The organism is Flavobacterium movens (assembly GCF_039581425.1).
GTDB classification, from domain to species: Bacteria; Bacteroidota; Bacteroidia; order Flavobacteriales; family Flavobacteriaceae; genus Flavobacterium; species Flavobacterium luteolum.
Genome location: NZ_JBCPXY010000001.1, coordinates 257,722 through 279,508, shown reverse-complemented (window position 1 = coordinate 279,508; position 21,787 = coordinate 257,722). Strand labels below are relative to the sequence as shown.

The window sequence follows — 21,787 nt, the reverse complement described above, 5'->3', positions numbered from 1 at the left end:
GTGGGCTAAAATAATTAAAAGGATTTAAATTGCAAGCATTAAAAAAGTAATCTTTTTCTTGGATATTGTTTTAAAAAAAAGACTGCCACAATTGACAGTCTTTTAAAAATTTATTGAATGTTAATGTTACAATCCAAAAATCTTATCCATTAAAATCCATTTTTGCCCAGGCTTTGCCCAAGGTAAAGCATGCTGGAATTTCCACATTAAAGTTTCCCATTCCTGAACTTTTTCGTTTGCAGCATCAGCCGCATCTTTCTTTTCGAAAGTAAAATCGGCATCGGCTTCAATGATCATGAACAATCGGTTTCCGGTGCAGTAGATATCAAGAACTTCGATTCCAGAATCTTGAATGCTTTTTTTAATTTCTGGCCATACATTTTCATGCAGTTCTTTATATTCTGCAATTAAGTCTGCATCATCTTTTAGGTCTAAAGCCAGATAGAATTTTTGTGTTGCCATAATCTAAAATTTATCCTTGGTAAGCTACAGCAGTTTGCTTGCTTGTGCCTAAACCTTCAATTCCTAATTCGATTACGTCACCCGCTTTAATGTAAATTGGATCTGGTTTAATTCCTAATCCAACTCCCGGAGGTGTTCCCGTACTAATAACATCGCCAGGAAGCAAGGTCATAAACTGACTTAAGTAATGTACTAAAAATGGAATTTTAAAAATCAAGTTTGATGTATTACTGTTTTGGAACGTTTTTCCGTTTACCGTAAGCCACATTTTAAGATTATTTACATCGCCAACTTCGTCTGGAGTTGCCATAATTGGCCCAAGAGGAGCGAAGGTATCAGAACCTTTTCCTTTTGCCCATTGTCCGCCTCTTTCGATTTGGAATGCTCTTTCGCTGTAATCATTCAAAAGGCAATATCCTGCAATGTAGTTTGGTGCATCTTCTTCAGAAACATAGCTTGCTTTTTTACCTACAACAAATGCTAATTCTACTTCCCAGTCTGTTTTTTCGCTGTTTTTTGGAATGATCAAATTGTCATTTGGTCCGCATAAAGAAGTTGTAGATTTAAAGAAAATAATTGGTTCTTCTGGAATTGCAGCGCCAGTTTCTTCGCAGTGATCCACATAATTTAATCCGATGCAGATAATTTTTGAAGGACGTGCCACTGGCGAACCTAAACGTACTGAATCGCTTACTTCTGGCAATGAAGGATTATTTTTTAAAGCTTCTTCTAATTTCGCTAAACCGTCATTTTCAAAAAAAGCTTCGTTGTAATCTGTTACAATAGACGAAACATCGTATCTTTTTTCATTTAGTAAAACTCCTGGTTTTTCCTTTCCTTCTTCTCCGAATCTTATAAGTTTCATATTTTAATTTTTTTAGTAATGTGTTTATTTTTTTGCCACAGATTTAAAGGATTAGAATGATTTCTTTTAGATTGTCACCCTGAGCGAAGTCGAAGGGCGTTCCAATTGGACGTGGGCTTCGACTTCGCTCAGCCTGACAAAAGCAGGAAATAAAAATCTTTTTAATCCTTTAAATCTGTGGCTTTATTTTTTTGCTCGCAGATTTAGCAGATCGAGTAGTTTTAATCTTTTAAGTCTGTGGCTAAATAATTTTTAGTTATTCAATTTAATAAAACCTCCATCAATTGGGTAATCTGAACCTGTGATGAAAGACGATTCGTCGCTGCATAAGAATAATGCTAAAGTTGCGATTTCGTCTGGTTTTCCCATACGGCCAATTGGCTGTGATTGTGATAATTTTTCGAAAATCTCTTCTTCTTTTCCAGGATAATTTTTAGCAATAAATCCGTCTACGAAAGGTGTGTGAACTCTCGCCGGAGAAATAGAATTACATCTGATTTTATCATTCAAATAATCTTTTGCAACCGATAAAGTCATAGCCATTACAGCGCCTTTAGCAGTAGAATAAGCAAAACGATCAGGAATTCCAACCCAGCAAGCGATTGAAGCTAAGTTTAAAATTACACCTCCGCCAGAATTTCTTAGTGCCGGAATCGAAGCATGAAGACAGTTGTAAACTCCTTTTACGTTTACATTCATAATACGGTCAAAATCAGATTCTGAAGTTGTATCTACTTTTCCAACGTGGGCAATTCCCGCGTTGTTTACTAGAATATTGATATTTCCGATTTTTTGGAAAGTTGAATTTACTTGTTCGTGGTTTGAAACGTCGCAAGCGTGAGCAAAAACATTTCCGCCAGCCGATTTAATTTCTTCAACAGTTTCTTTTGCGCTTTCTTCCGTCAATTCTAAAATATGAACTTCAGATCCTTGTTTAGCAAATAAAACCGAAATAGCTCTTCCAATTCCGCTTCCACCGCCAGTGATAATTGCTTTTTTATTTTGTAATGAAAACATTTGATATAAATTTTTATGAGTTGTTTTTAATAGTCTTTTACAAAGATACGCCGCGTTTCCACGGAATAAAATCGTCTTGGTTTAATTGAACTGCTTTCGGAATAATTTCGCCGCTTGCCGCTTTGATGCAATATTCTAAAATTTCCTCGCCCATTTCCTCAATAGATTTTTCGCCACTAATGATTGGTCCGCAGTCAATATCGATAATATCTTTCATTCTGGTTGCTAGAACAGAATTTGTTGCCACTTTAATTACAGGACAAACTGGGTTTCCTGTCGGAGTTCCCAATCCAGTTGTAAACAAAATTAAAGTTGCTCCAGAAGCGGCTTTTCCAGTTGTTGCTTCAACGTCATTTCCTGGCGTACAAACCAAACTTAAACCTGGTTTTGTAACCAATTCGGTATAATCTAAAACATCAACTACGGGAGACGTTCCGCCTTTTTTGGCTGCTCCAGCACTTTTGATGGCGTCCGTAATTAATCCGTCTTTGATATTTCCTGGAGAAGGATTCATATGAAAACCAGAACCCACTTTATGAGCCAGTTCATCATAAGATTCCATTAAGTCGATGAATTTTTTAGCGTTATCTTCAGTAACACATCTGTCGATTAAATTTTGCTCGGCACCGCATAATTCTGGGAATTCAGCCAAAAGAATTTTTCCGCCTAAAGCTACGACTAAATCTGAAGTATAACCCACAGCAGGATTTGCAGAAACACCGCTGAAGCCGTCACTTCCGCCACATTTTACACCAATGCATAAATCGCTCAAAGGGGCATCGGTTCTTTCGTATTTATTGATTTCAATTAAACCTTCAAACGTTTTTTTGATGGCATTGGTAATCAAAACTTCTTCGCTTTCTGTCTGCTGCTGTTCAAAAATAAACAATGGTTTATCAAATTCTGGATTCTGTCTTTTTACATCGTTTACAAAATCTTGAACTTGTAAATGCTGGCATCCTAAACTCAAAAGCGTGATTCCGCCCACATTTGGATGATTGGCATAAGAAGCCAATAAAGCGCTCAAAGTAGAAGCATCTTGACGAGTTCCGCCACAACCGCCTTGGTGATTTAAGAATTTAATTCCGTCCACATTTTCAAAAACACGTTTGTTTCTTGGAGTCGGATTTAATTCAATGTTGATATCGTTAATGTCGTTTCCGTTCAAATAACCTTCTAGCAATTCGTGCGTAAATTGATTGTATTTGTCCGTTACAGCATAACCCAATTGTTTGTGCAAAGCTTCTTTGATTACGTCCAAATTTCTATTTTCACAAAAAACAGTTGGGATAAAAAGCCAGTAATTTGCTGTTCCAACTCGTCCGTCTTTTCTTTTGTAACCTTTGAAAGTTCTGTTTTCGAATTTTGAAACATCAGGCGCATTCCATTCGTAAGAAGCATTTCTATAAGCGTACGGATCTGCAGCATGTTTAAGGTTTTCGGTTGTCATTAGGCTTCCTTTTGCCAAATCGTTTTGCACTTTTCCAACCAAAACACCATACATATTTACTTCTTCTCCCTGCTTCATGTCCTGCATGTAGAATTTATGTTTGGCTTTGATGAGGTCTTGTAAAACGTAAGTTTCGTTTTCAAAATGAATGGTTTCGCCTTTTTGAAGATCGGTTAAGGCAACCAATACATTATCGTCTGGATGCAGTTTTACAACCAGTTTTTTTGTGTTATTGTCAGACATTGTGTTGTTGTTTTTTTCTTTTTTTGATGTCACCGCTTTCGTTTTAAAACAATTTAATCCTTTGATTTTGTATAGAATTCGGGCAGTTAACGAAAAATAAAATTAGCTTTTTTACACATTGGTTAATAGTCTAATATTATCCGTATCTAATCTTTAATTATCTTTGCAGTATGAAATTGGAACAAACGAAAATAGCGTCTTATCTCAACACGAAAGTTTCGGTCTTAAATCGTATTGAACCTTTTTTTCAAGCGCCGTTTCATTCGCATCCAGAATTGGAATTGGTGTATGTAAAAGAGAGTTATGGCAAGCGAATTATTGGAAATTCGGTTATGCCTTTTGCGCCTGGCGATATGGTTTTTTTAGGTTCTGATATTCCTCATGTTTGGCTGAATGATGAAAAATATTATCAGGGAATTGAGGATTTAAAAGCCAATTCGATTGTCGTATATTTTCATAAAGATATTTTTGGACCGACTTTTTACGAATTAAAAGAAACTCAAAAAATCAATGAACTTTTTTTTCAGGCAGGAAAAGGAATTTCGATTATTGGAAAAACCAACAAACAGATTGCGAAAAAACTGGAGAAATTAGTTTCTAAAAAGGACTTTGAAGTTATTGTTGGACTTTTTGAGATTTTATCTATTCTTTCTGAAAGTCAGGATACGATTTACATTAATGATGAAATTTATTCGTTGATGCAGAAGGATTCGAAAGTAGATCGTCTTTCGGAGGTTTTTCAATACGTCAACAAAAATTATAAAAAGAATATTTCCTTAGAAGAAATTGCCGCTGTCGCAAATATGACAAGAACGTCTTTCTGTAGAATGTTCAGGGTAAAAACGAAAAAGAATTTTATAGATTATCTGCACGAAATTAGAATTTCGAATGCCTGCAAATTGTTATTAGAAACCGATAAAAGCATGTCTGAAATTGCATATGAATGCGGTTATAAAGCAGCTTCGAACTTTAATAAGCTTTTCAAAAAAGTTAAAGGAATTACGCCGACCGATTTTAAGAATAATGCGAAGGTTAGTTTTGCCACTCCCGATAGCTATCGGGAATAAAGATTAAAAGGATTTTTATACAAATCTGCTTGATCTGCCAAATCTGCGTGAGAAATAAATAAGTTGCCACGAATTACACAAATTAACCCGAATTTTTTGTTTAGAAATATAAATTAGTGGAAATTAGTGTAATTCGTGGCAAACTAAAAAAATTAAATAGATCGGTCTAAATGGGTGTAACCACCATCAACATAAATAATCTGTCCTGTGGTATGGCTTGATTTTTCAGACAATAAGAAAACTACCATATTTGCAATTTCTTCTGCTGTTGTCATTCTGTTTTCTAACGGAATATTTTTGGTAATTGCAGCTAGTTTTTCTTCTTTATTTTCAAAAGTATTAATCCAGGTTTCGTAAAGAGGAGTGTAACATTCAGCTACAATTACTGCGTTTACACGAATGCTGTATTTTAATAATTCAACCGCCCATTCTCTGGTTAAAGCGTTTCTACCTCCGTTTGAAGCGGCGTAAGCTGAGGTTCCGCCTTGACCCGTTTCGGCAGTTTTAGAACCAATGTTTACAATTGCTCCCTTTGATTCTTTTAAATACGGAAGTGCGTGTTGTGCCATTAAATAATAGTGCACTAAATTTTTGTGAAGAGAAGCAGTGAAATCTTCATAATTTCCGTTTTCTAATCCAACACCGTCATTAACTCCGGCATTGTTTACAAGTCCGTCAATGCGGCCGAATTTTGCGATTACGGCTTCAACGGCTTTTTTGCAGTCTTCTGGTTTTGTTAAATCGGCGGCAACTTGGTGCGCTTCTTTTCCACTGGCTTTTAATTCTTCTACGGCTTTGATGTTGTCATTTTCGTTACGTCCAACGATAAACGGAATAGCATTTTCTTCGGCTAAAACCTTAACGATTCCTAAACCGATTCCTTTTGCACCTCCCGTAACGATAATGATTTTTTTGGTTAATGATAACTGCATGATTTTTATTTATTATAATTTATTGCTAATATATTTTTAAACACATAGAATCATGGCTCATCTTTGTCTAAAAAAAGCATTTCATTTATCTAAATTCACATAAACTATGTGTTCAAATCTAGATTTGTTTTTTGGCCTTTTTATAGATTAAAAAAATCTATGTTTCCATGTGTTAGAATATTTTTTAAAAATTTACAGCTGTTGTTCATGACAAACAACAGCTGTAAAAATAGAGAGAATAGAACTGATAATTTATTACCAGAACTTAACATAAAGCGCAACAATAATCAATAATGTAATTACGATTAAGACTGTTGTTTGCGGTTTAACTTTAAACATTCCAGGTTCTGTCTCGAATGCTTTAGGGTTTACTTTTGGTCCAGCGAAACTTATCAGAATCATGGCAATCATTGTAAATAAGAATGATAATCCCATACAGATGTGGAACGGAATTTCAAAAGCTCCTTTTCCATTAGAGTATGCTGTGTATAAAAGTGTGTCGTTTCCAAATAAAGCTGGAGCGTATTCGTTGAATAAAACAGATAATAAGAATCCTAGAATTACTCCCACGATTGCAGCTGTTCCAGTAGTTCTTTTCCAGAACATACCTAAGAAGAACATAGCAAAAACTCCAGGGCTGATGAATCCAGTATATTTTTGGATGTATGTAAATCCTCCAACACCACCAATTCCTAGAACGTCATTCCAAGTAAATAAAACAGCTAAAAGCATTGCTGCAAAAACGGCAAGTCTACCAATATTTACCTGTTGTTTTTCGCCAGCTTCTTTTTGAATGTATTTTTTATGAATATCTAAGGTATAGATTGTAGAAATACTATTTACTTTTCCAGCTAAAGAGGCTACGATCGCAGCTGTTAAGGCAGCTACAGAAAGTCCTTTTAATCCAGTTGGAAGGAAGGTTAATACAGCAGAATAAGCTCCATCTTTTCCTCCAACTAATTGAGGTAAATGTCCGTTTGTATATAAAACATAAGCAGCAATACCAGGAAGCATTACGATAAGTGGCATTAATAATTTTAACATACCAGCAAATAAAATACCTGTACGAGCTGTTTGTAAGTCAGCACCAAGGGCTCTTTGCGTAATGTATTGGTTACATCCCCAGTAATTTAAGTTGATGATCCAGATACCAGCAGCGTAAGATAGCAATCCAGGGAAAGTTAAATATTTATCGATTTCCAGCTGAGAAGATGCCGCAGTCGGTTTTGGGATAATCATTTTGAAATGCTCAGGAGCTTCTCTCATTAAAACCTTGAAACCAGCGATTGCATTTTCGCCCACTCCAAAATATTGTCCAACAGTTGTTAAAGCAATATAAGAAGTCACCAAACCTCCAATGATTAATACCGCAACCTGAATAACGTCTGTATAAGCCACAACTTTCATTCCCCCAAGCGAAATAAATAAAGCAAAAACAGCTAATCCGATCATAATAGCGTGAAGGTATTCTCCTCCCGCAAGACCGTTAATAGCAACAGCTCCCAAATATAGAATAGAAGTCAAGTTTACAAAAACATATAAAAATAGCCAGAAAACAGCCATAATCAAAGCAGTAGACTCGTTGTAACGCGTTTTTAAGAACTGTGGCATCGTGTAGATCTTGTTTTTAAGATAAACAGGAATAAACCATACGGCCACGATAATAAGGGCTACAGCAGCAAGCCATTCGTAAGCAGCAACTGCGATTCCTAAAAAGAAACCTTCACCACTCATTCCTATGAATTGTTCTGCAGAGATATTAGAAGCAATAAGAGAAGCTCCAATTGCCCACCAAGTTAAATTTCCTTCAGCCAAAAAGTAAGCTTTAGCATCTTGTTCGTCTTGTTTACGTTTGCGATAAACGGTGTAACCGTAGACAGAGACTACGATAAAATAAATAATAAAAACCGCATAATCTGCGAAAGCGAGGTTTTGGTTCATTGTTAGTAGTATTTTAAAAAATTATTATAGGGTTGTTTGTTTATTTGGTTCTAAATAAGTTTTTGTGTTGTGTAATCTTGTTAAATATGCAAGATGTGTTTTATTTCTGTTATTTTTTTGCGAAAAAAAAGCAGAAGCCAAATGTAAAATAAAAATTTATAAATCAACCATCAGTAAATGTGTTTTTTACATTTATCTGATTGAAATTGTGTTAAATTTTTTTAGTTTTATGCTTTATTCAAAAACAAGTTATTGGGCTTTTACTAGACTTTTGTAATGTACGTCTGAAAGCTGTCTTAAAATTTCGGCACTTTTTTCAGGTGTAATATCACGTTGCGATTCGCCCAACATTTCGTATCCTACCATAAATTTCTTTACAGTTGCAGATCTTAACAACGGCGGATAAAAATGCATGTGGAAATGCCATTCTGGATGCAGTAAACCATCTGTTGGCGATTGGTGAATTCCTGAAGAATATGGAAATGAAGTATTAAACAAATTGTCGTACTTCGTTGTTAACTGTTTTAATATTTTCGCGAAAGCGGTGCTTTCTTCGGCAGTAAAACTGGTGATTTTGTTTACGGCTCTTTTGCTTACAATCATCGTTTCGTATGGCCAGATTGCCCAAAACGGAACTAGTGCAACAAAATGATCATTCTCGATTACGATACGTTCACCAGCTTTCAATTCAGCTTTAACATAATCTTCCAATAATGTTCTTTCGTTTTTATCGTAATATGATTTTAAGCTGTTTTGTGTTTTTTCAACCTGAGTCGGTAATGAAGACTGCGCCCAAATTTGCCCGTGCGGATGCGGGTTGCTGCAGCCCATTACACTCCCTTTGTTTTCAAAAATCTGAACGTGGTTAATGTATTTGATGCTTCCTAAATCGGTATATTCTTTCTGCCAAGTTTTGATGATGTTTTCAATATCAGCAATTTCCATTTCTGGCAAAGTCAAATCGTGTCTTGGTGAAAAACAAACCACTCTTGAGATACCCTGTTCTGGTTTTGCTTTGAAAAAAGTATGTTTAATATCGTCTTCAAAAATAATTTCGTCCTGCTTCATGGCAGCAAAATCATTTTCAAAAACAAAACTGCTTTCGTATTGTGGATTATTCACTCCATTGGCACGAACATTTCCAGGACACAAATAACAAGTTGGGTCGTATTTAGGAAGTTCTTCTGTAGAAATAGTTTCATTTTGTCCTTGCCAAGGGCGTTTTGCACGATGAGGTGAAACCAATACCCATTCGTTAATTAATGGATTGAAGCGTCTGTGCGGATCTTCGTTAATGTCAAAATTTTTCATTGTACTGTGTGTGGTTTTAAAGTAGCGTTGTTCCGTTAGAGATTTTTACATCATAGAATTTTAATTCAATTCCAAATGTATCTAAATAAAGCTTCGAAAACTTACGCTTAACCTCATTTTCATGTCCTTTTTTAACTAAATTGATGGTGCAGCCGCCAAAACCGCCTCCCATAAGTCGAGAACCAATAATGGCATTGTCTTCTTTTGCTGTATCAACAAGCATGTCTAATTCTTCGCAGCTTACTTCATATTCTTTTGATAATCCGTAATGAGTTTCAAAAAGTAATTTTCCTAACTGTTCAATATTTCCTTGATCTAAAGCTTCGCACGCTTTGATAACACGATTGATTTCTTTTACCACAAAATGAACTCTGCTGAACACTTTTTCAGTCATTTTATCTTTAAGGCTCAAAACCTGTTCTTCTGTAGCATTTCTAAAAGTTTTTACTTCTGGAAAATGGTTTTTTATAATAGATAAACCTTCTTCGCATTCAATTCTTCTGGTATTGTATTCTGATGTAAAAAGAGAGTGCTTTACATTAGAATCAAATAAAATCAGAGAATAATCTTTAAAGTCGGCATTATGATATTCAAAATCTAAAGTATTGCAGTCTAGTTGAATTACTTTGTTTTCAAGACCATGAACACTTGAAAATTGATCCATAATTCCGCAGTTGATACCAACCCAGTGTTCTGCTTTTTGTCCTAATAACGAAATGTCTTTTTTTTCAATTTTTAAATCAAAAAGAGATTTAATTCCGAAAATCATCCCGCATTCTAAAGCCGCAGAAGAAGATAATCCGGAACCAACCGGAATATTACTGCTGAAAGCACAGTTGAAACCATCAAACGAAAATCCGTTGTCCTGCAATTGTTTAATAACGCCTCGAATATAATTTGTCCAAACCACATCGCTCAGTTTTACTTCTTGAGTCAAATCGATTTCAAATTCTTCGTTTAAATCGATAGCGATTATTTTGGAAGTTTTAGTGTTGTTTTTTTCAAAAGTAAAGCAAATCACTTTGTCAATTGCAGCAGGTAAAACATAACCGTCATTGTAGTCAATATGTTCTCCAATAATGTTGATTCTGCCTGGAGAAAGTACCGTTTTCTGAGGAGTAGATCCGAAAGATTTCTCAAAAAAAGCAACGGTATTTTGTATTAAAATATCATTCATTATAGTTGCGTAATTGTGGTATTGTATAGTTAGTTTAAGGTTTCAAATTTGTAGAGCGTTTTTTGGGTGTATTCTTCTCCTTTTCTCAAAACAGCATTTGGAAAATGATTTTGATTTGGAGCATCTGGAAAATTCTGCGTTTCAAAACAAATACCGCTTTGAGCATTGTAATCTACATTTTCTTTTCCCTTCAATTTTCCGAAACAGTTTCCGCCAACATATATATGTACGCTTGGCTGATCGGTGTAGACATTCATTCTCAATTTGTTTTTTAAACTGATTAACTGTGCTACGATTTCAGTTTTAGAATTTACCACAAAAGAATTGTCAATTGGAAACGGACAGTTTTTAGGTGTTCTAAAATCAAAATCATGATTGTTCAAATCGGTATAATTTCCGGTTGGAATATTGTCTGGATTTGTTTCCAGCATTTTAGCCGATTTGATAAACATCTGCTGTTCCAACACATTTCCATCGTGTCCATCAAGGTTAAAATAGCTATGATGCGTCAAATTGATAACAGTATCTTCTGTTGAGGTTGCTTTGTATTCTAACTTCAATTCATTTTCTTCAGTTAACGTATAAGTCAAATAAACCGTCATTTCGCCAGGGAAATTTTCGTCTAAATGTGCACTCAAAAGACCAAAAGTAATTGACGGATTTTCGCCAGAAGTTGCATTAACAACACTCCATGCTTTTCTTCCAAATCCCATTACTCCTCCGTGAAGTGTGTTGCCGTTATTGTTTCCGTCTAGCTGAAACTTTTTATCGTCAAGACTGAAAGTAGCATTATGAATACGACCGGCATAACGGCCAACCGTTGTTCCAAAATAAGGAGCGCTTGGTAAATTATAGGATTCTAAATACGATTCTAAATTATCAAACCCTAATACAACATCGATTAACTTTCTGTCTACTGGAATTTGGATCGAAGTTACCGTTGCGCCATAATTGATGACTTGAACTTTCATTCCATTTTTATTAACTAAATCAAAAGAATAAATTTCTTCCTTATTGGGCATTAAACCAAACAATTTGCAATTGTGAGTCTCTTTTAAATGCGATATGTGTTTTATTTCCATATAATTTTTAGCAAAAATGAAATCCAAAAATAGAAACATTTTCTATATTTGCATACCAGTACCTACCAGTTTTTAATTATAATAGTCAAAATGACTTTATCATAATCATGATTTCAATTCAAAATAATATTGGGTTGCCAAAATATAGGCAGATAATTCTTTCAATCGAAAAAGCGATTGAAGAGGGGAATTTAACTAAAGGTGATCGACTTCCGTCAGTCAATAAAGTTTGCCTAGCTTTTTCTTTATCTCGAGATACGGTCTTATTGGCTTATGATGAATTGAAGAAAAGAGGGATTATTTATGCTATTCCGGGCAAGGGTTATTATGTTAAAAGTGTTGAAATCACTATAACTCAGAAGATTTTTTTACTTTTTGATGAGTTGAATATTTTTAAAGAAGATATTTATAATTCGTTTTTAAAAAACATTGGAAAAAATGTGCAGGTTGATATTTTCTTTCATCATTTTAATGTTCAGGTTTTTAAAAAACTGATAAATGATAGCAACGGAAATTATACAAAATATATTATCATGCCGACGAACTTAAACGATATCGTCGATTCGATAAAAACCCTACCAGTAAGCGACGTAATTATCTTGGACCAGACCAATCCGGAGTTAAAAATGTTTCCGGCAATTTATCAAAATCACCAAAAAGATATTTATGAAGGCTTAATGAAAGGCAAATCCCGATTGTCTAAATACAAGAAACTAATATTGATTTTTCCCGGTTTTAGAGAACCTGCTGGAATGAAATTAGGTTTTGAATCATTTTGCCAAGCCTATAGTTTCGATTATGAAATTATCTCAGATTTCAGCAACCAGTCTATTGATTTTGGAGACTTATATATTATTCCTCATGATCGAGATTTGCTTTTGGTTATAGAAAATGCGATGGGCAGAAACTTAAAATTAGGGGAAGATTTTGGTATTATATCTTATAATGAAACTCCACTGAAAAAAATCGCTGCAAACGGAATCACGACGATTTCGACCAATTTTGAATTGATGGGAAAAATTCTAGCCGATATGGTTTTGAAAGGAATAAAAGAGCAGATCGAAAATAAATCTGCTCTTATATTGAGGAATTCTTTATAAATTTCTCCCGCAGATTTAGCAGATTTTTTTTGAAAATTGATCAGCCAAATCCATTAAATCTGCAAGAGAATAAATAAAACTCTTATAAATTGAGTGCAAAGTTGTTTTGCAGTTTCTCTTCGTATTTCTCCTTATTAAAGGTATATAAATAAGAGCCTTTTCGAGAAGATTGCATGTCTTTTTCGTCAAGTTTGTTTAAAATATCAAGCGAATTAATTTTGCTGATGAAATTTCGCTTGTCCAATTCTTTGCTTAGAATAGCTTCGTACAATTCTAAAAGCTGGCGCATGGTGAATTTTTCAGGAAGCAATTCAAAACCAATTGGTTTTACAGAAGTTTTGTAACGAAGTCTCTTTATAGCATTTTGAACCATTTCGTTATGGTCAAAAATTAAGTTTGGAGCGTCGTTAATTGGAAACCATTCTGCATGGTAATTTTTAATCAATTCAGCATTGTGGTTCTCGATATTAATTAAAGCAAAATAAGAAACCGAAATGGTTCTTTCTACAGGGTCACGATCAATTTCGCTGTAAGCATACAGCTGTTCCATATAAATATCGTTCAAACCTGTATACGTATTTAAGATTCTGGTTGCGGCAGCATCTAAAACTTCATCACGCTTTAAAAACCCTCCAATCAAGGACCATTTTCCTTTTTCAGGTTCAAAATCTCTTTTAATTAAAAGGATTTTCAGACCATCATTATCAAAACCGAAAATGATGCAGTCTACCGCCAGTAAAACTTTATCAGCAGAGCTATAACTATTTAGCATATATAATTAATTTGGATGGGTAAATATATAAACTTCTTAAAAGGTTTCATAATTATTAATGTGAGATTTACACTTAATTATGATTTGTTACGAAATAAGTGTTTTTTGTTTTGTAATTATGGGGGATTGCGGATAAAATTTTGCTCGGCTTAGAAGTGACCAAATTTAGTGCAAAGTTTTTTATTAGAAGAGATTTTCTAAATATTGCTTTCTAATTATTTTAAAGGAATTGTTTAGAATTATGCTTTTAATTATGGTTAAATTGACTATTAGTCATTTTTTTAACTACATTTACAAATGTTTAAAACACACTTAACTATTGTTTGAATCTTTTTTTAACCTTAAAAAAAAATCAAATTTCCTTATAGAAAACCTTACTTACTATTAAAAACCACATTATGAAAAAACCACTTTTCCTTTTGATGATGGCACTGTTTTATCAGTTTGCATTTTCTCAGGTTACTACAATTTCGATAAAAAATAACAACGATTCACCCACTATTAGCAAGAACATTTACGGTCATTTTGCAGAACATTTGGGACACTGTATTTATGGCGGATTTTTTGTTGGAGATACTTCTAAAATTCCAAATACAAAAGGAGTTCGTAATGATATTATAAAAGCATTAAAAGATTTAAAAATTCCAAATTTGAGATGGCCGGGCGGATGTTTTGCCGATACGTATCATTGGAAAGACGGAATTGGTCCAAAAGAACAGCGTCCGACAATTGTAAACCAATGGTGGGGAGGAGTTACAGAAGACAATAGTTTTGGAACGCACGACTTTTTGAATATGTGTGAATTGCTTGGCGCGGAACCGTATTTGTCTGGAAATGTTGGAAGCGGAACCGTTCAAGAACTAGCCGATTGGGTTCAGTACACAAATTTCGCAGGGAAAAGTCCAATGAGTGATTTGCGTAAAAAAAACGGTAGAACAGAGCCATGGAAGGTGAAATATTGGGGAATTGGAAATGAAGCTTGGGGTTGCGGCGGTAATATGACGGCAGATTATTATGCAAACGAATATAAAAAGTTTGCCACTTTTATGTCTGATTGGGGAAATACAGGTGGAATTACAAGAATTGCGTCTGGAGCAAACAGTTCTGATTACAATTGGACAGAAGTTTTAATGAAAAACATTCCGTTAAGCATGCTTGGTGGTGTTGGCGTTCATCATTATGCTGTAATCAATTGGAATAAAAAAGGCTCTGATGTTGATTTTACTGAAAGAGAGTATTTCTTAACCATGCAGTCGGCCTTAAAAATGGAGGAATTAGTGACCAAACATGCTGCTGTTATGGATAAATACGATCCAGAAAAAAAAGTTGCTATGATTGTAGATGAGTGGGGCGGCTGGTATGATGTGCAAAAAGGGACAAATCCTGGTTTTTTATATCAGCAGAATACTATGCGCGATGCAGTTTTAGCGGGTGCAACTTTAAATATTTTCAACAATCATGCAGATCGTGTTCGTATGGCAAATTTAGCACAATGCGTTAATGTGCTTCAGGCTGTAATCTTAACAGACAAAGCCAAAATGATTACAACGCCAACCTATCATGTAATGAAAATGTATAGCGTGCATCAAGACGCGAAATTACTTCCAATAGATTTTAAATCTCCATCTTATACTTTTAACGGACAAACAATTCCTGCAGTTTCGGCTTCTGCATCAAAAGATCAAGGCGGATCGGTTCATATTTCTCTTGTAAATATTGATGCTGTAAATAAGAACAAAATAGAAATTGATGTAAAAGATCTGGGTGTAAAAAACTTTACAGCAAGTATTATTACAGCTTCAAAACTACAAGACTATAACTCTTTTGAAAATCCGAACAAAATTGTTCCTGTGGCTTTTAAAGGATTCGAAAATAAAAAAGGAAAATTGGAAATAACATTACCGCCTTACTCAGTATTGGTTTTGGAAGGGAAATAATGTAGAAAAATGAAAAAATATCAATTTTATTTATTGAGTATTTGTCTATTGCTTCTGATTTCCTGTAAAGAAACCAAAAGTCAAATTGTACAAAATGATAAAACTTCTGTGTTAAAAGGAGGCTATAAAATAGAACCAGTAAACATTCAAAATGTAAAACTGACAGACTCTTTTTGGCTTCCGATTATCAAGAGGGTTCAGGAAATAACTATAGAATATGCCATTAAAAAATGAGATGAAGAAGGCCGTTTTGAGAATTTCTCAATTGCAGGAAAACAAAAAAGCGGTACAACAAGAGGAGAAATGCCCTTTGATGATACCGATGTTTATAAAATTATAGAAGGAGCATCAAATACTTTAATCAGCGCGCCAAATCCGAAATTAGAAAGAGTTCTGGATTCGATGATTGCTATTGTAAAAGTTGGTCAGGAACCAGATGGGTATATTACGACATGGCGAACTATAAATCCGGCAAAACCACCCGCGAGCTGGGTTCCTGTTATTGAAGGGAAACGCTGGGAATCGTTGCAGATTAGTCATGAATTATACAATCCGGGACATTTAATTGAAGCCGCGATTGTGCATTATGAAGCAACAGGCAAAACCAATTTTCTTGAAATTGCCATAAAAGCTGCCGATATGCTGGTTCGAACTTTTGGCGATAACCCAGGACAGGTAAAAGGTGTTCCGGGACATCAGATTGTAGAAACAGGATTGCTGAAATTGTATCAAATTACTGGAAACAAAGATTATCTTAAACTGGCAAAATATTATTTGGACAATCGAGGCAATCCGAATAATCATAAATTATATGGAGAAAATGCCCAAGATCATATACCTGTTGTACAGCAAAAAGAAGTTGTAGGTCACGCAGTAAGAGCGGTATATATGTATGCAGGAATGACAGATATTGCGGCATTGACAAAAGATAAAGCTTATGAAAATGCTGTAAATAATCTATGGGACAATATGGTGAACAAGAAAATGTATATCACCGGCGGAATAGGGTCAAGACATGATGGAGAAGCTTTCGGAGCAAATTATGAACTTCCGAATTTAACAGCTTATAATGAAACTTGTGCCGCAATTGGCGATGTATACTGGAATCATAGATTGCATAATTTATATGGAGAATCAAAATATTTTGATGTCATCGAAAGAACAATGTACAACGGATTAATATCGGGTATTTCGCTTGACGGAAAACAATTTTTTTATCCAAATGCCTTAGAAGCAGACGGAGTTTATAAATCGAATCGTGGCTCTTGTACAAGGCAAGGCTGGTTTGACTGTTCTTGCTGTCCAACTAATTTAATTCGTTTTATTCCGTCAATTCCAGGATTGATTTATTCAAAAACAAAAGATGTTTTGTATGTCAATTTATATGCTTCAAACAATGCGTCTTTTCAATTAGGAAAAACAGATTTACAGATTTCGCAGCAGACTTCTTATCCGTGGAACGGAAAAATTGCAATTTCGGTTAATCCAAAAAAAGAGAGTCATTTTACAATCAAACTTCGCGTTCCGGGTTGGTCTAGAAATGAGGTTTTGCCAGGAGATTTATACAGTTATAAAAAGGCTTCAGATCAAAAGACGACAATAAGTTTAAATGGAGAAACTCTAGCAATTCAGCCAGAAAATGGATATTTCACAATCACTAGAAATTGGAAAAAAGGAGACAGAATTAATCTCAATTTTCCAATGGAAGTTCAAGAAGTAATAACAAATCCAAAAGCAGCAATCAATACAAACAAAGTTTCTCTGGAATACGGACCAATAGTTTATGCAGTTGAAGAAATTGATAACAAAAACAATTTCGATAAAATTGATGTAAACGCTTCTGATACTTTCAAAGTAAAAAAAGAAGCCAATTTATTGCAAGGAGTAAATGTAATTGAGAACTCAAAATTGAAGGCGATTCCGTATTATTCTTGGTCGAATCGAGGAGTTGGAAAAATGAAAGTTTGGTTGAATTATAAGAATCAATAAAAATTCTAGAGTCACATATTTTGCAGATTAAAAGGAATAAAAAATCATTTAAATTCTTTCAATCTGTGGCAAAAAAAATAAAATTCAGTACAATTTTAAAGCACGATTTATTAACGATTTAAAGATTAAGTTGAAATAATCGCAACGTTATAAATGTATTGCTAACATTTATTTTTTGTTTGAAAGCTAAAATGCTGTTTTAATGCATTTATAGCAAAAATGAATCATACAATTTAAGTTAAGTGTTTTTTATACACTTATAAAATAATTATATCTATATTTGTCAATATTTTAAAAATAAAATAGAATGAAAAATTATGTAATAGGATTGGACTACGGAACAGATTCTGTTCGCGCGGTGCTGATAGACGCTGAAAATGGACAAGAATTGGCATCCAATGTTTCTCATTACAAAAGATGGAAAAACAAACAATATTGTGACGCTTCTATAAACCAGTTTCGTCAACATCCTTTGGATCATATTGAAGGATTGGAAATTACAATTCAGAATGTTGTTAAAGAAAGTAAAGTAGATCCTTCATTAGTAAAAGGAATTTGTATCGATACAACTGGATCTTCTCCGGTTCCAGTTACAAAAGACGGAACGCCATTAGCATTAACAAAAGGTTTTGAAGAGAATCCAAATGCCATGATGGTTTTATGGAAAGATCATACATCAATTAATGAAGCAAACGAAATCAACGAACTAGCAGTTAGCTGGGGCGGAGAAGATGTTACCAAATATGTTGGAGGAATTTATTCTTCTGAGTGGTTTTGGGCAAAAATTCTTCATATCGCAAGACAAGACGAAGCCGTTCGAAATGCGGCACACACTTGGATGGAGCATTGCGATTTAATGACGTATTTGTTAATTGAAGATAAAGATTTAAAAACCTTCAAAAGAAGCCGTTGTGCAGCAGGTCACAAAGCAATGTGGCACACAGACTGGAACGGATTACCGCCAGTTGAATTCTTAGAAAAATTACATCCGTATTTAGCGCAGCTTCGTAGCAATTTATATGATGAAACTTATACGTCTGATTTAGTTGCTGGAAATTTAAGCAAAGAATGGGCAGATCGTTTAGGACTTTCAACAGAAACAGTTGTAGCTGTTGGAACTTTCGATGCGCATTCTGGTGCAGTTGGAGCTAAAATCGAAGAAAATACTTTGGTTCGTGTAATGGGAACTTCAACTTGTGATATTCTAGTGGGTTCTTATGATGAGGTGGGAACAAAAACCGTTCGCGGAATCTGCGGACAAGTTGATGGTTCTGTTATTCCAGGATTTATTGGTTTAGAAGCAGGACAATCTGCTTTTGGTGATTTGTTGGCTTGGTACAAAGAACTTTTAATGTGGCCAACGGAACATTTATTAGGTGCTACGTCACTTTTAAATGATGCTCAAAAAGAACAATTAAGAGAAGAATTCAGCGATAAATTAATTGTAGAATTAACGAAAGAGGCAGAGAAAATTCCAGTTTCAGAAAGTCTCCCAATTGCTTTAGACTGGATTAACGGACGTAGAACTCCAGATGCAAATCAGGAATTAAAAAGCGCGATTTCGAATCTTTCTTTAGGAACAAAAGCGCCTCATATTTTTAAAGCTTTAGTAAACGCAATCTGCTTTGGAGCGAAGAAAATTGTAGACCGTTTTGAGGAAGAAGGTGTAAAAATCGACAGCGTAATCGGAATTGGCGGTGTGGCGAGAAAATCTCCTTTTATCATGCAGACTTTGGCTAACGTTTTAAACAAGCCAATTAAAATTGCGGCTTCAGACCAAACTCCAGCTTTAGGTGCGGCAATTTACGCAGCTGTTGCAGCAGGAATTTATCCAAACGTAATCGAAGCAAGCCAAAAAATCGGAAGTGATTTTGATGGAGAATATTTCCCTCAGACAGATAAAGTTGAAGCGTATCATAAGCTTCTTTTAGGATATGAAAAATTAAGTGCTTTTGCAGATCCAAACCTTAAAATATCGAAACATGAGCTCTCAATATAAAGATTTAAAACAAGAATGTTACGAAGCCAATATGCAGTTAAATGCATTGAATTTGGTGGTGTATACATTTGGAAATGTAAGCGCCGTGGACAGAAAAAATGGTGTTTTTGCCATTAAGCCAAGCGGAGTTCCTTACGAAGATTTAAAACCTGAAGATATTGTAATTGTCGATTTTGACAATAATGTTATCGAAGGAACCATGCGCCCGTCATCTGATACTAAAACGCATGCTTATTTATATAAAAACTGGCCAAATATTGGAGGTGTTGCGCATACACACGCAACTTATTCTGTGGCTTGGGCACAATCGCAGCAAGATATCCCAATTTTTGGGACAACGCATGCCGATCATTTAACAGCTGATATTCCGTGTGCACCGCCAATGGCAGATTCTTTAATTGAAGGAAACTACGAACACAATACTGGAATTCAGATTCTAGATTGTTTCAAAGAAAAAAATCTTTCATACGAAGAAGTAGAAATGATTTTAATTGGAAATCACGGTCCGTTTGCGTGGGGAAAAAATGCTGCAAAAGCAGTTTATAACAGTAAAGTTTTAGAAGTTGTGGCAGAAATGGCATATCTGACTTTGCAAATAAATCCGAACGCGCCAAGATTAAAAGATTCATTAATAAAGAAACATTACAACCGTAAACACGGAAAAGACTCGTATTACGGACAATAGAAATTTTGTTTCAAGTTTCAGGTTTTTTTTGTTTCAAGTTGTTGGAACGTGAAACCTGAAACCTGAAACAAACAAAAAAACAATAAAATAACAAATCGAGTTTTCAGATTCCAACAACTTGACTCGAGAGCTATGCTCGAACAGGCGAAGCAAACCTGAAACTTGAAACAAAAAATAACAAAATGATTGATATATCTCAAAAAGAAGTATGGTTTGTAGTAGGAAGCCAGGAATTATATGGTGAAGAAACACTTAGAAAAGTAGCAGAACATTCGCAAATTATTGCAAAAGGATTAGATGCTTCATCTTCAATTCCTGTAAAAGTAGTTTATAAAGATGTGGTGAAATCGCCTTCGCAGATTTTAGATGTTTGTTTAGCAGCAAACTCAGCTAAAAACTGTATCGGAATTATTGCTTGGATGCATACTTTCTCTCCAGCAAAAATGTGGATTGGCGGGTTAAATATCCTTAAAAAACCATTGTGCCATTTGCATACACAATACAACGCTGAAATTCCGTGGGGGAGCATTGACATGGATTTCATGAACTTGAACCAATCGGCTCACGGAGATCGTGAATTTGGTTTCATCATGTCTAGATTGCGCAAAAAACGTAAAGTTGTGGTTGGACACTGGGAAGATCAAAGAGTTCAAAAACAATTAGGAATCTGGTCAAGAGTGGTTTTAGGTTGGGACGAACTTCAAAACCTAAAAGTAGCTCGTATTGGAGACAACATGCGTGAAGTTGCGGTTACGGAAGGAGATAAAGTGGAGGCTCAAATTCGTTTCGGAATGTCTGTAAACGGATATGATTCTTCAGATGTTACAAAACATATCGAGAAAGTAACAGACAAACAATTAGCTGATTTATTGGCAGTTTATGAGTCTTCTTATAACTTAACAGATTCTTTAAAAGAAGGCGGAGCACAAAGAAGTTCATTAGTTGAAGCTGCTAAAATCGAATTAGGATTAAGAGCTTTCCTTGAAGAAGGAGGATTCGGCGCTTTCACAGATACATTTGAAAACCTTGGAGTTTGGAAACAATTACCAGGAATCGCGACACAAAGATTAATGGCTGATGGTTATGGTTTTGGTGGAGAAGGAGATTGGAAAACAGCTGCAATGGTTAGAGCATTAAAAGTAATGTGTGTTGGTTTAGAAGGTGGAACTTCTTTCATGGAAGATTACACCTACCATTTCACACCACAAAAATCATACGTTTTAGGATCTCATATGTTGGAAATCTGCCCATCTATTGCTGACGGAAAACCTTCTTGTGAAGTGCATCCTTTAGGAATTGGAGGAAAAGAAGATCCAGCACGTTTGGTGTTTAATTCACCTGCAGGAGATGCAATTAATGTTTCTTTGGTTGATATGGGAACTCGTTTCCGTTTAATTGTAAATGAAGTTGAAGCGGTTAAGCCAATGGCAGAATTACCAAAATTGCCAGTTGCACGTGTTCTTTGGGATTGTAAACCAAATTTAGAAGTTGCAGCAACAGCCTGGATTTTGGCTGGTGGAGCGCACCATACGGTTTACAGCCAGTCTATCACAACAGAATATATGGAAGATTTCGCAGACATCGCTGGAATCGAATTATTGGTAATTGATGAGAAAACAACTGTAAGAGAATTCAAAGATAAAATCAACGCCAACGAAGCATATTTTCATTTATTTCAACACGGCCTGTAAGGCGGTAAAACGTAATTTGTAAGATGTAAAATGTGAAAAAACTTAAAAAGGTAATTTTTACATTTTT

The 21,787-nt window shown here is 35.0% G+C and carries 18 protein-coding genes; 8 read left to right on the top strand and 10 right to left on the bottom strand.

Annotated elements, in window-relative coordinates:
* Positions 1-126: 126 nt before the first annotated feature.
* The 4 genes from AAYQ05_RS01190 to AAYQ05_RS01175 all read right to left on the bottom strand — a co-directional run bounded on the left by AAYQ05_RS01190 (position 127) and on the right by AAYQ05_RS01175 (position 4,037).
* Entirely contained in the window at positions 127-462 is a 336-nt protein-coding gene (locus AAYQ05_RS01190; protein ID WP_343540611.1) for an L-rhamnose mutarotase, read from the bottom strand.
* Between the two features lie 10 nt (positions 463-472).
* The gene (locus tag AAYQ05_RS01185; protein ID WP_111423052.1) at positions 473-1,327 is read right to left on the bottom strand and encodes a fumarylacetoacetate hydrolase family protein; all 855 of its coding nucleotides are present in this window, start codon (positions 1,325-1,327) and stop codon (positions 473-475) included.
* A 252-nt stretch (positions 1,328-1,579) separates the two neighbouring features.
* The gene (locus AAYQ05_RS01180; protein WP_343540609.1) at positions 1,580-2,344 is read right to left on the bottom strand and encodes an SDR family NAD(P)-dependent oxidoreductase; all 765 of its coding nucleotides are present in this window, start codon (positions 2,342-2,344) and stop codon (positions 1,580-1,582) included.
* Positions 2,345-2,381: 37 nt separating this feature from the next.
* On the bottom strand, positions 2,382-4,037 hold the full coding sequence (locus tag AAYQ05_RS01175) for a UxaA family hydrolase (RefSeq protein ID WP_343541151.1): 1,656 nt from the start codon (positions 4,035-4,037) through the stop codon (positions 2,382-2,384).
* Positions 4,038-4,207: 170 nt separating this feature from the next.
* Between AAYQ05_RS01175 and AAYQ05_RS01170 the strand changes: the two genes are divergently transcribed.
* Positions 4,208-5,104: an AraC family transcriptional regulator gene (locus AAYQ05_RS01170; protein ID WP_343540608.1), complete on the top strand. Its 897-nt coding sequence runs from the start codon at positions 4,208-4,210 to the stop codon at positions 5,102-5,104.
* Between the two features lie 152 nt (positions 5,105-5,256).
* On the opposite strand, the gene AAYQ05_RS01165 is transcribed toward AAYQ05_RS01170, so the two are convergent.
* From AAYQ05_RS01165 to AAYQ05_RS01145, 5 genes are all read right to left on the bottom strand, one after another.
* Positions 5,257-6,036, bottom strand: coding sequence for an L-fucose dehydrogenase (locus AAYQ05_RS01165; RefSeq protein ID WP_343540606.1), 780 nt, complete (start codon positions 6,034-6,036; stop codon positions 5,257-5,259).
* A gap of 255 nt (positions 6,037-6,291) precedes the next feature.
* A complete protein-coding gene (locus tag AAYQ05_RS01160) occupies positions 6,292-7,977 on the bottom strand; it encodes a sodium/sugar symporter (RefSeq protein WP_343540604.1) in 1,686 nt (561 codons plus the stop codon).
* Positions 7,978-8,226: 249 nt separating this feature from the next.
* Positions 8,227-9,288, bottom strand: coding sequence for a UDP-glucose--hexose-1-phosphate uridylyltransferase (locus tag AAYQ05_RS01155; RefSeq protein WP_343540603.1), 1,062 nt, complete (start codon positions 9,286-9,288; stop codon positions 8,227-8,229).
* A gap of 16 nt (positions 9,289-9,304) precedes the next feature.
* A complete protein-coding gene (galK, locus tag AAYQ05_RS01150) occupies positions 9,305-10,465 on the bottom strand; it encodes a galactokinase (RefSeq protein ID WP_343540602.1) in 1,161 nt (386 codons plus the stop codon).
* A gap of 29 nt (positions 10,466-10,494) precedes the next feature.
* A complete protein-coding gene (locus tag AAYQ05_RS01145; protein WP_343540600.1) occupies positions 10,495-11,547 on the bottom strand; it encodes an aldose epimerase family protein in 1,053 nt (350 codons plus the stop codon).
* A 101-nt stretch (positions 11,548-11,648) separates the two neighbouring features.
* Here AAYQ05_RS01145 and AAYQ05_RS01140 point away from each other — a divergent pair, with 101 nt between their 5' ends.
* Positions 11,649-12,647, top strand: a complete 999-nt coding sequence (locus AAYQ05_RS01140) for a GntR family transcriptional regulator (RefSeq protein ID WP_343541149.1) — start codon at positions 11,649-11,651, stop codon at positions 12,645-12,647.
* A gap of 82 nt (positions 12,648-12,729) precedes the next feature.
* Here the strand turns inward: AAYQ05_RS01140 and AAYQ05_RS01135 are convergent, their stop codons facing one another.
* A complete protein-coding gene (locus tag AAYQ05_RS01135; RefSeq protein ID WP_343540598.1) occupies positions 12,730-13,419 on the bottom strand; it encodes an NUDIX hydrolase in 690 nt (229 codons plus the stop codon).
* A 398-nt stretch (positions 13,420-13,817) separates the two neighbouring features.
* Here AAYQ05_RS01135 and AAYQ05_RS01130 point away from each other — a divergent pair, with 398 nt between their 5' ends.
* From AAYQ05_RS01130 to araA, 6 genes are all read left to right on the top strand, one after another.
* Complete coding sequence (locus tag AAYQ05_RS01130; protein ID WP_343540597.1) at positions 13,818-15,356, top strand: alpha-N-arabinofuranosidase; 1,539 nt, start codon at positions 13,818-13,820, stop codon at positions 15,354-15,356.
* A gap of 9 nt (positions 15,357-15,365) precedes the next feature.
* Positions 15,366-15,590, top strand: coding sequence for a hypothetical protein (locus AAYQ05_RS01125; RefSeq protein WP_343540595.1), 225 nt, complete (start codon positions 15,366-15,368; stop codon positions 15,588-15,590).
* 30 nt (positions 15,591-15,620) lie between these two features.
* Complete coding sequence (locus AAYQ05_RS01120; RefSeq protein ID WP_343541147.1) at positions 15,621-17,345, top strand: glycoside hydrolase family 127 protein; 1,725 nt, start codon at positions 15,621-15,623, stop codon at positions 17,343-17,345.
* Positions 17,346-17,652: 307 nt separating this feature from the next.
* Positions 17,653-19,344: a ribulokinase gene (locus tag AAYQ05_RS01115; protein WP_343540594.1), complete on the top strand. Its 1,692-nt coding sequence runs from the start codon at positions 17,653-17,655 to the stop codon at positions 19,342-19,344.
* A complete protein-coding gene (locus AAYQ05_RS01110; RefSeq protein WP_115887881.1) occupies positions 19,328-20,029 on the top strand; it encodes an L-ribulose-5-phosphate 4-epimerase in 702 nt (233 codons plus the stop codon). The genes AAYQ05_RS01115 and AAYQ05_RS01110 overlap by 17 nt, the downstream gene beginning before the upstream one ends.
* Before the next feature lie 182 nt (positions 20,030-20,211).
* The gene (gene araA / locus AAYQ05_RS01105; protein ID WP_111368490.1) at positions 20,212-21,720 is read left to right on the top strand and encodes an L-arabinose isomerase; all 1,509 of its coding nucleotides are present in this window, start codon (positions 20,212-20,214) and stop codon (positions 21,718-21,720) included.
* Positions 21,721-21,787 lie beyond the last annotated feature (67 nt).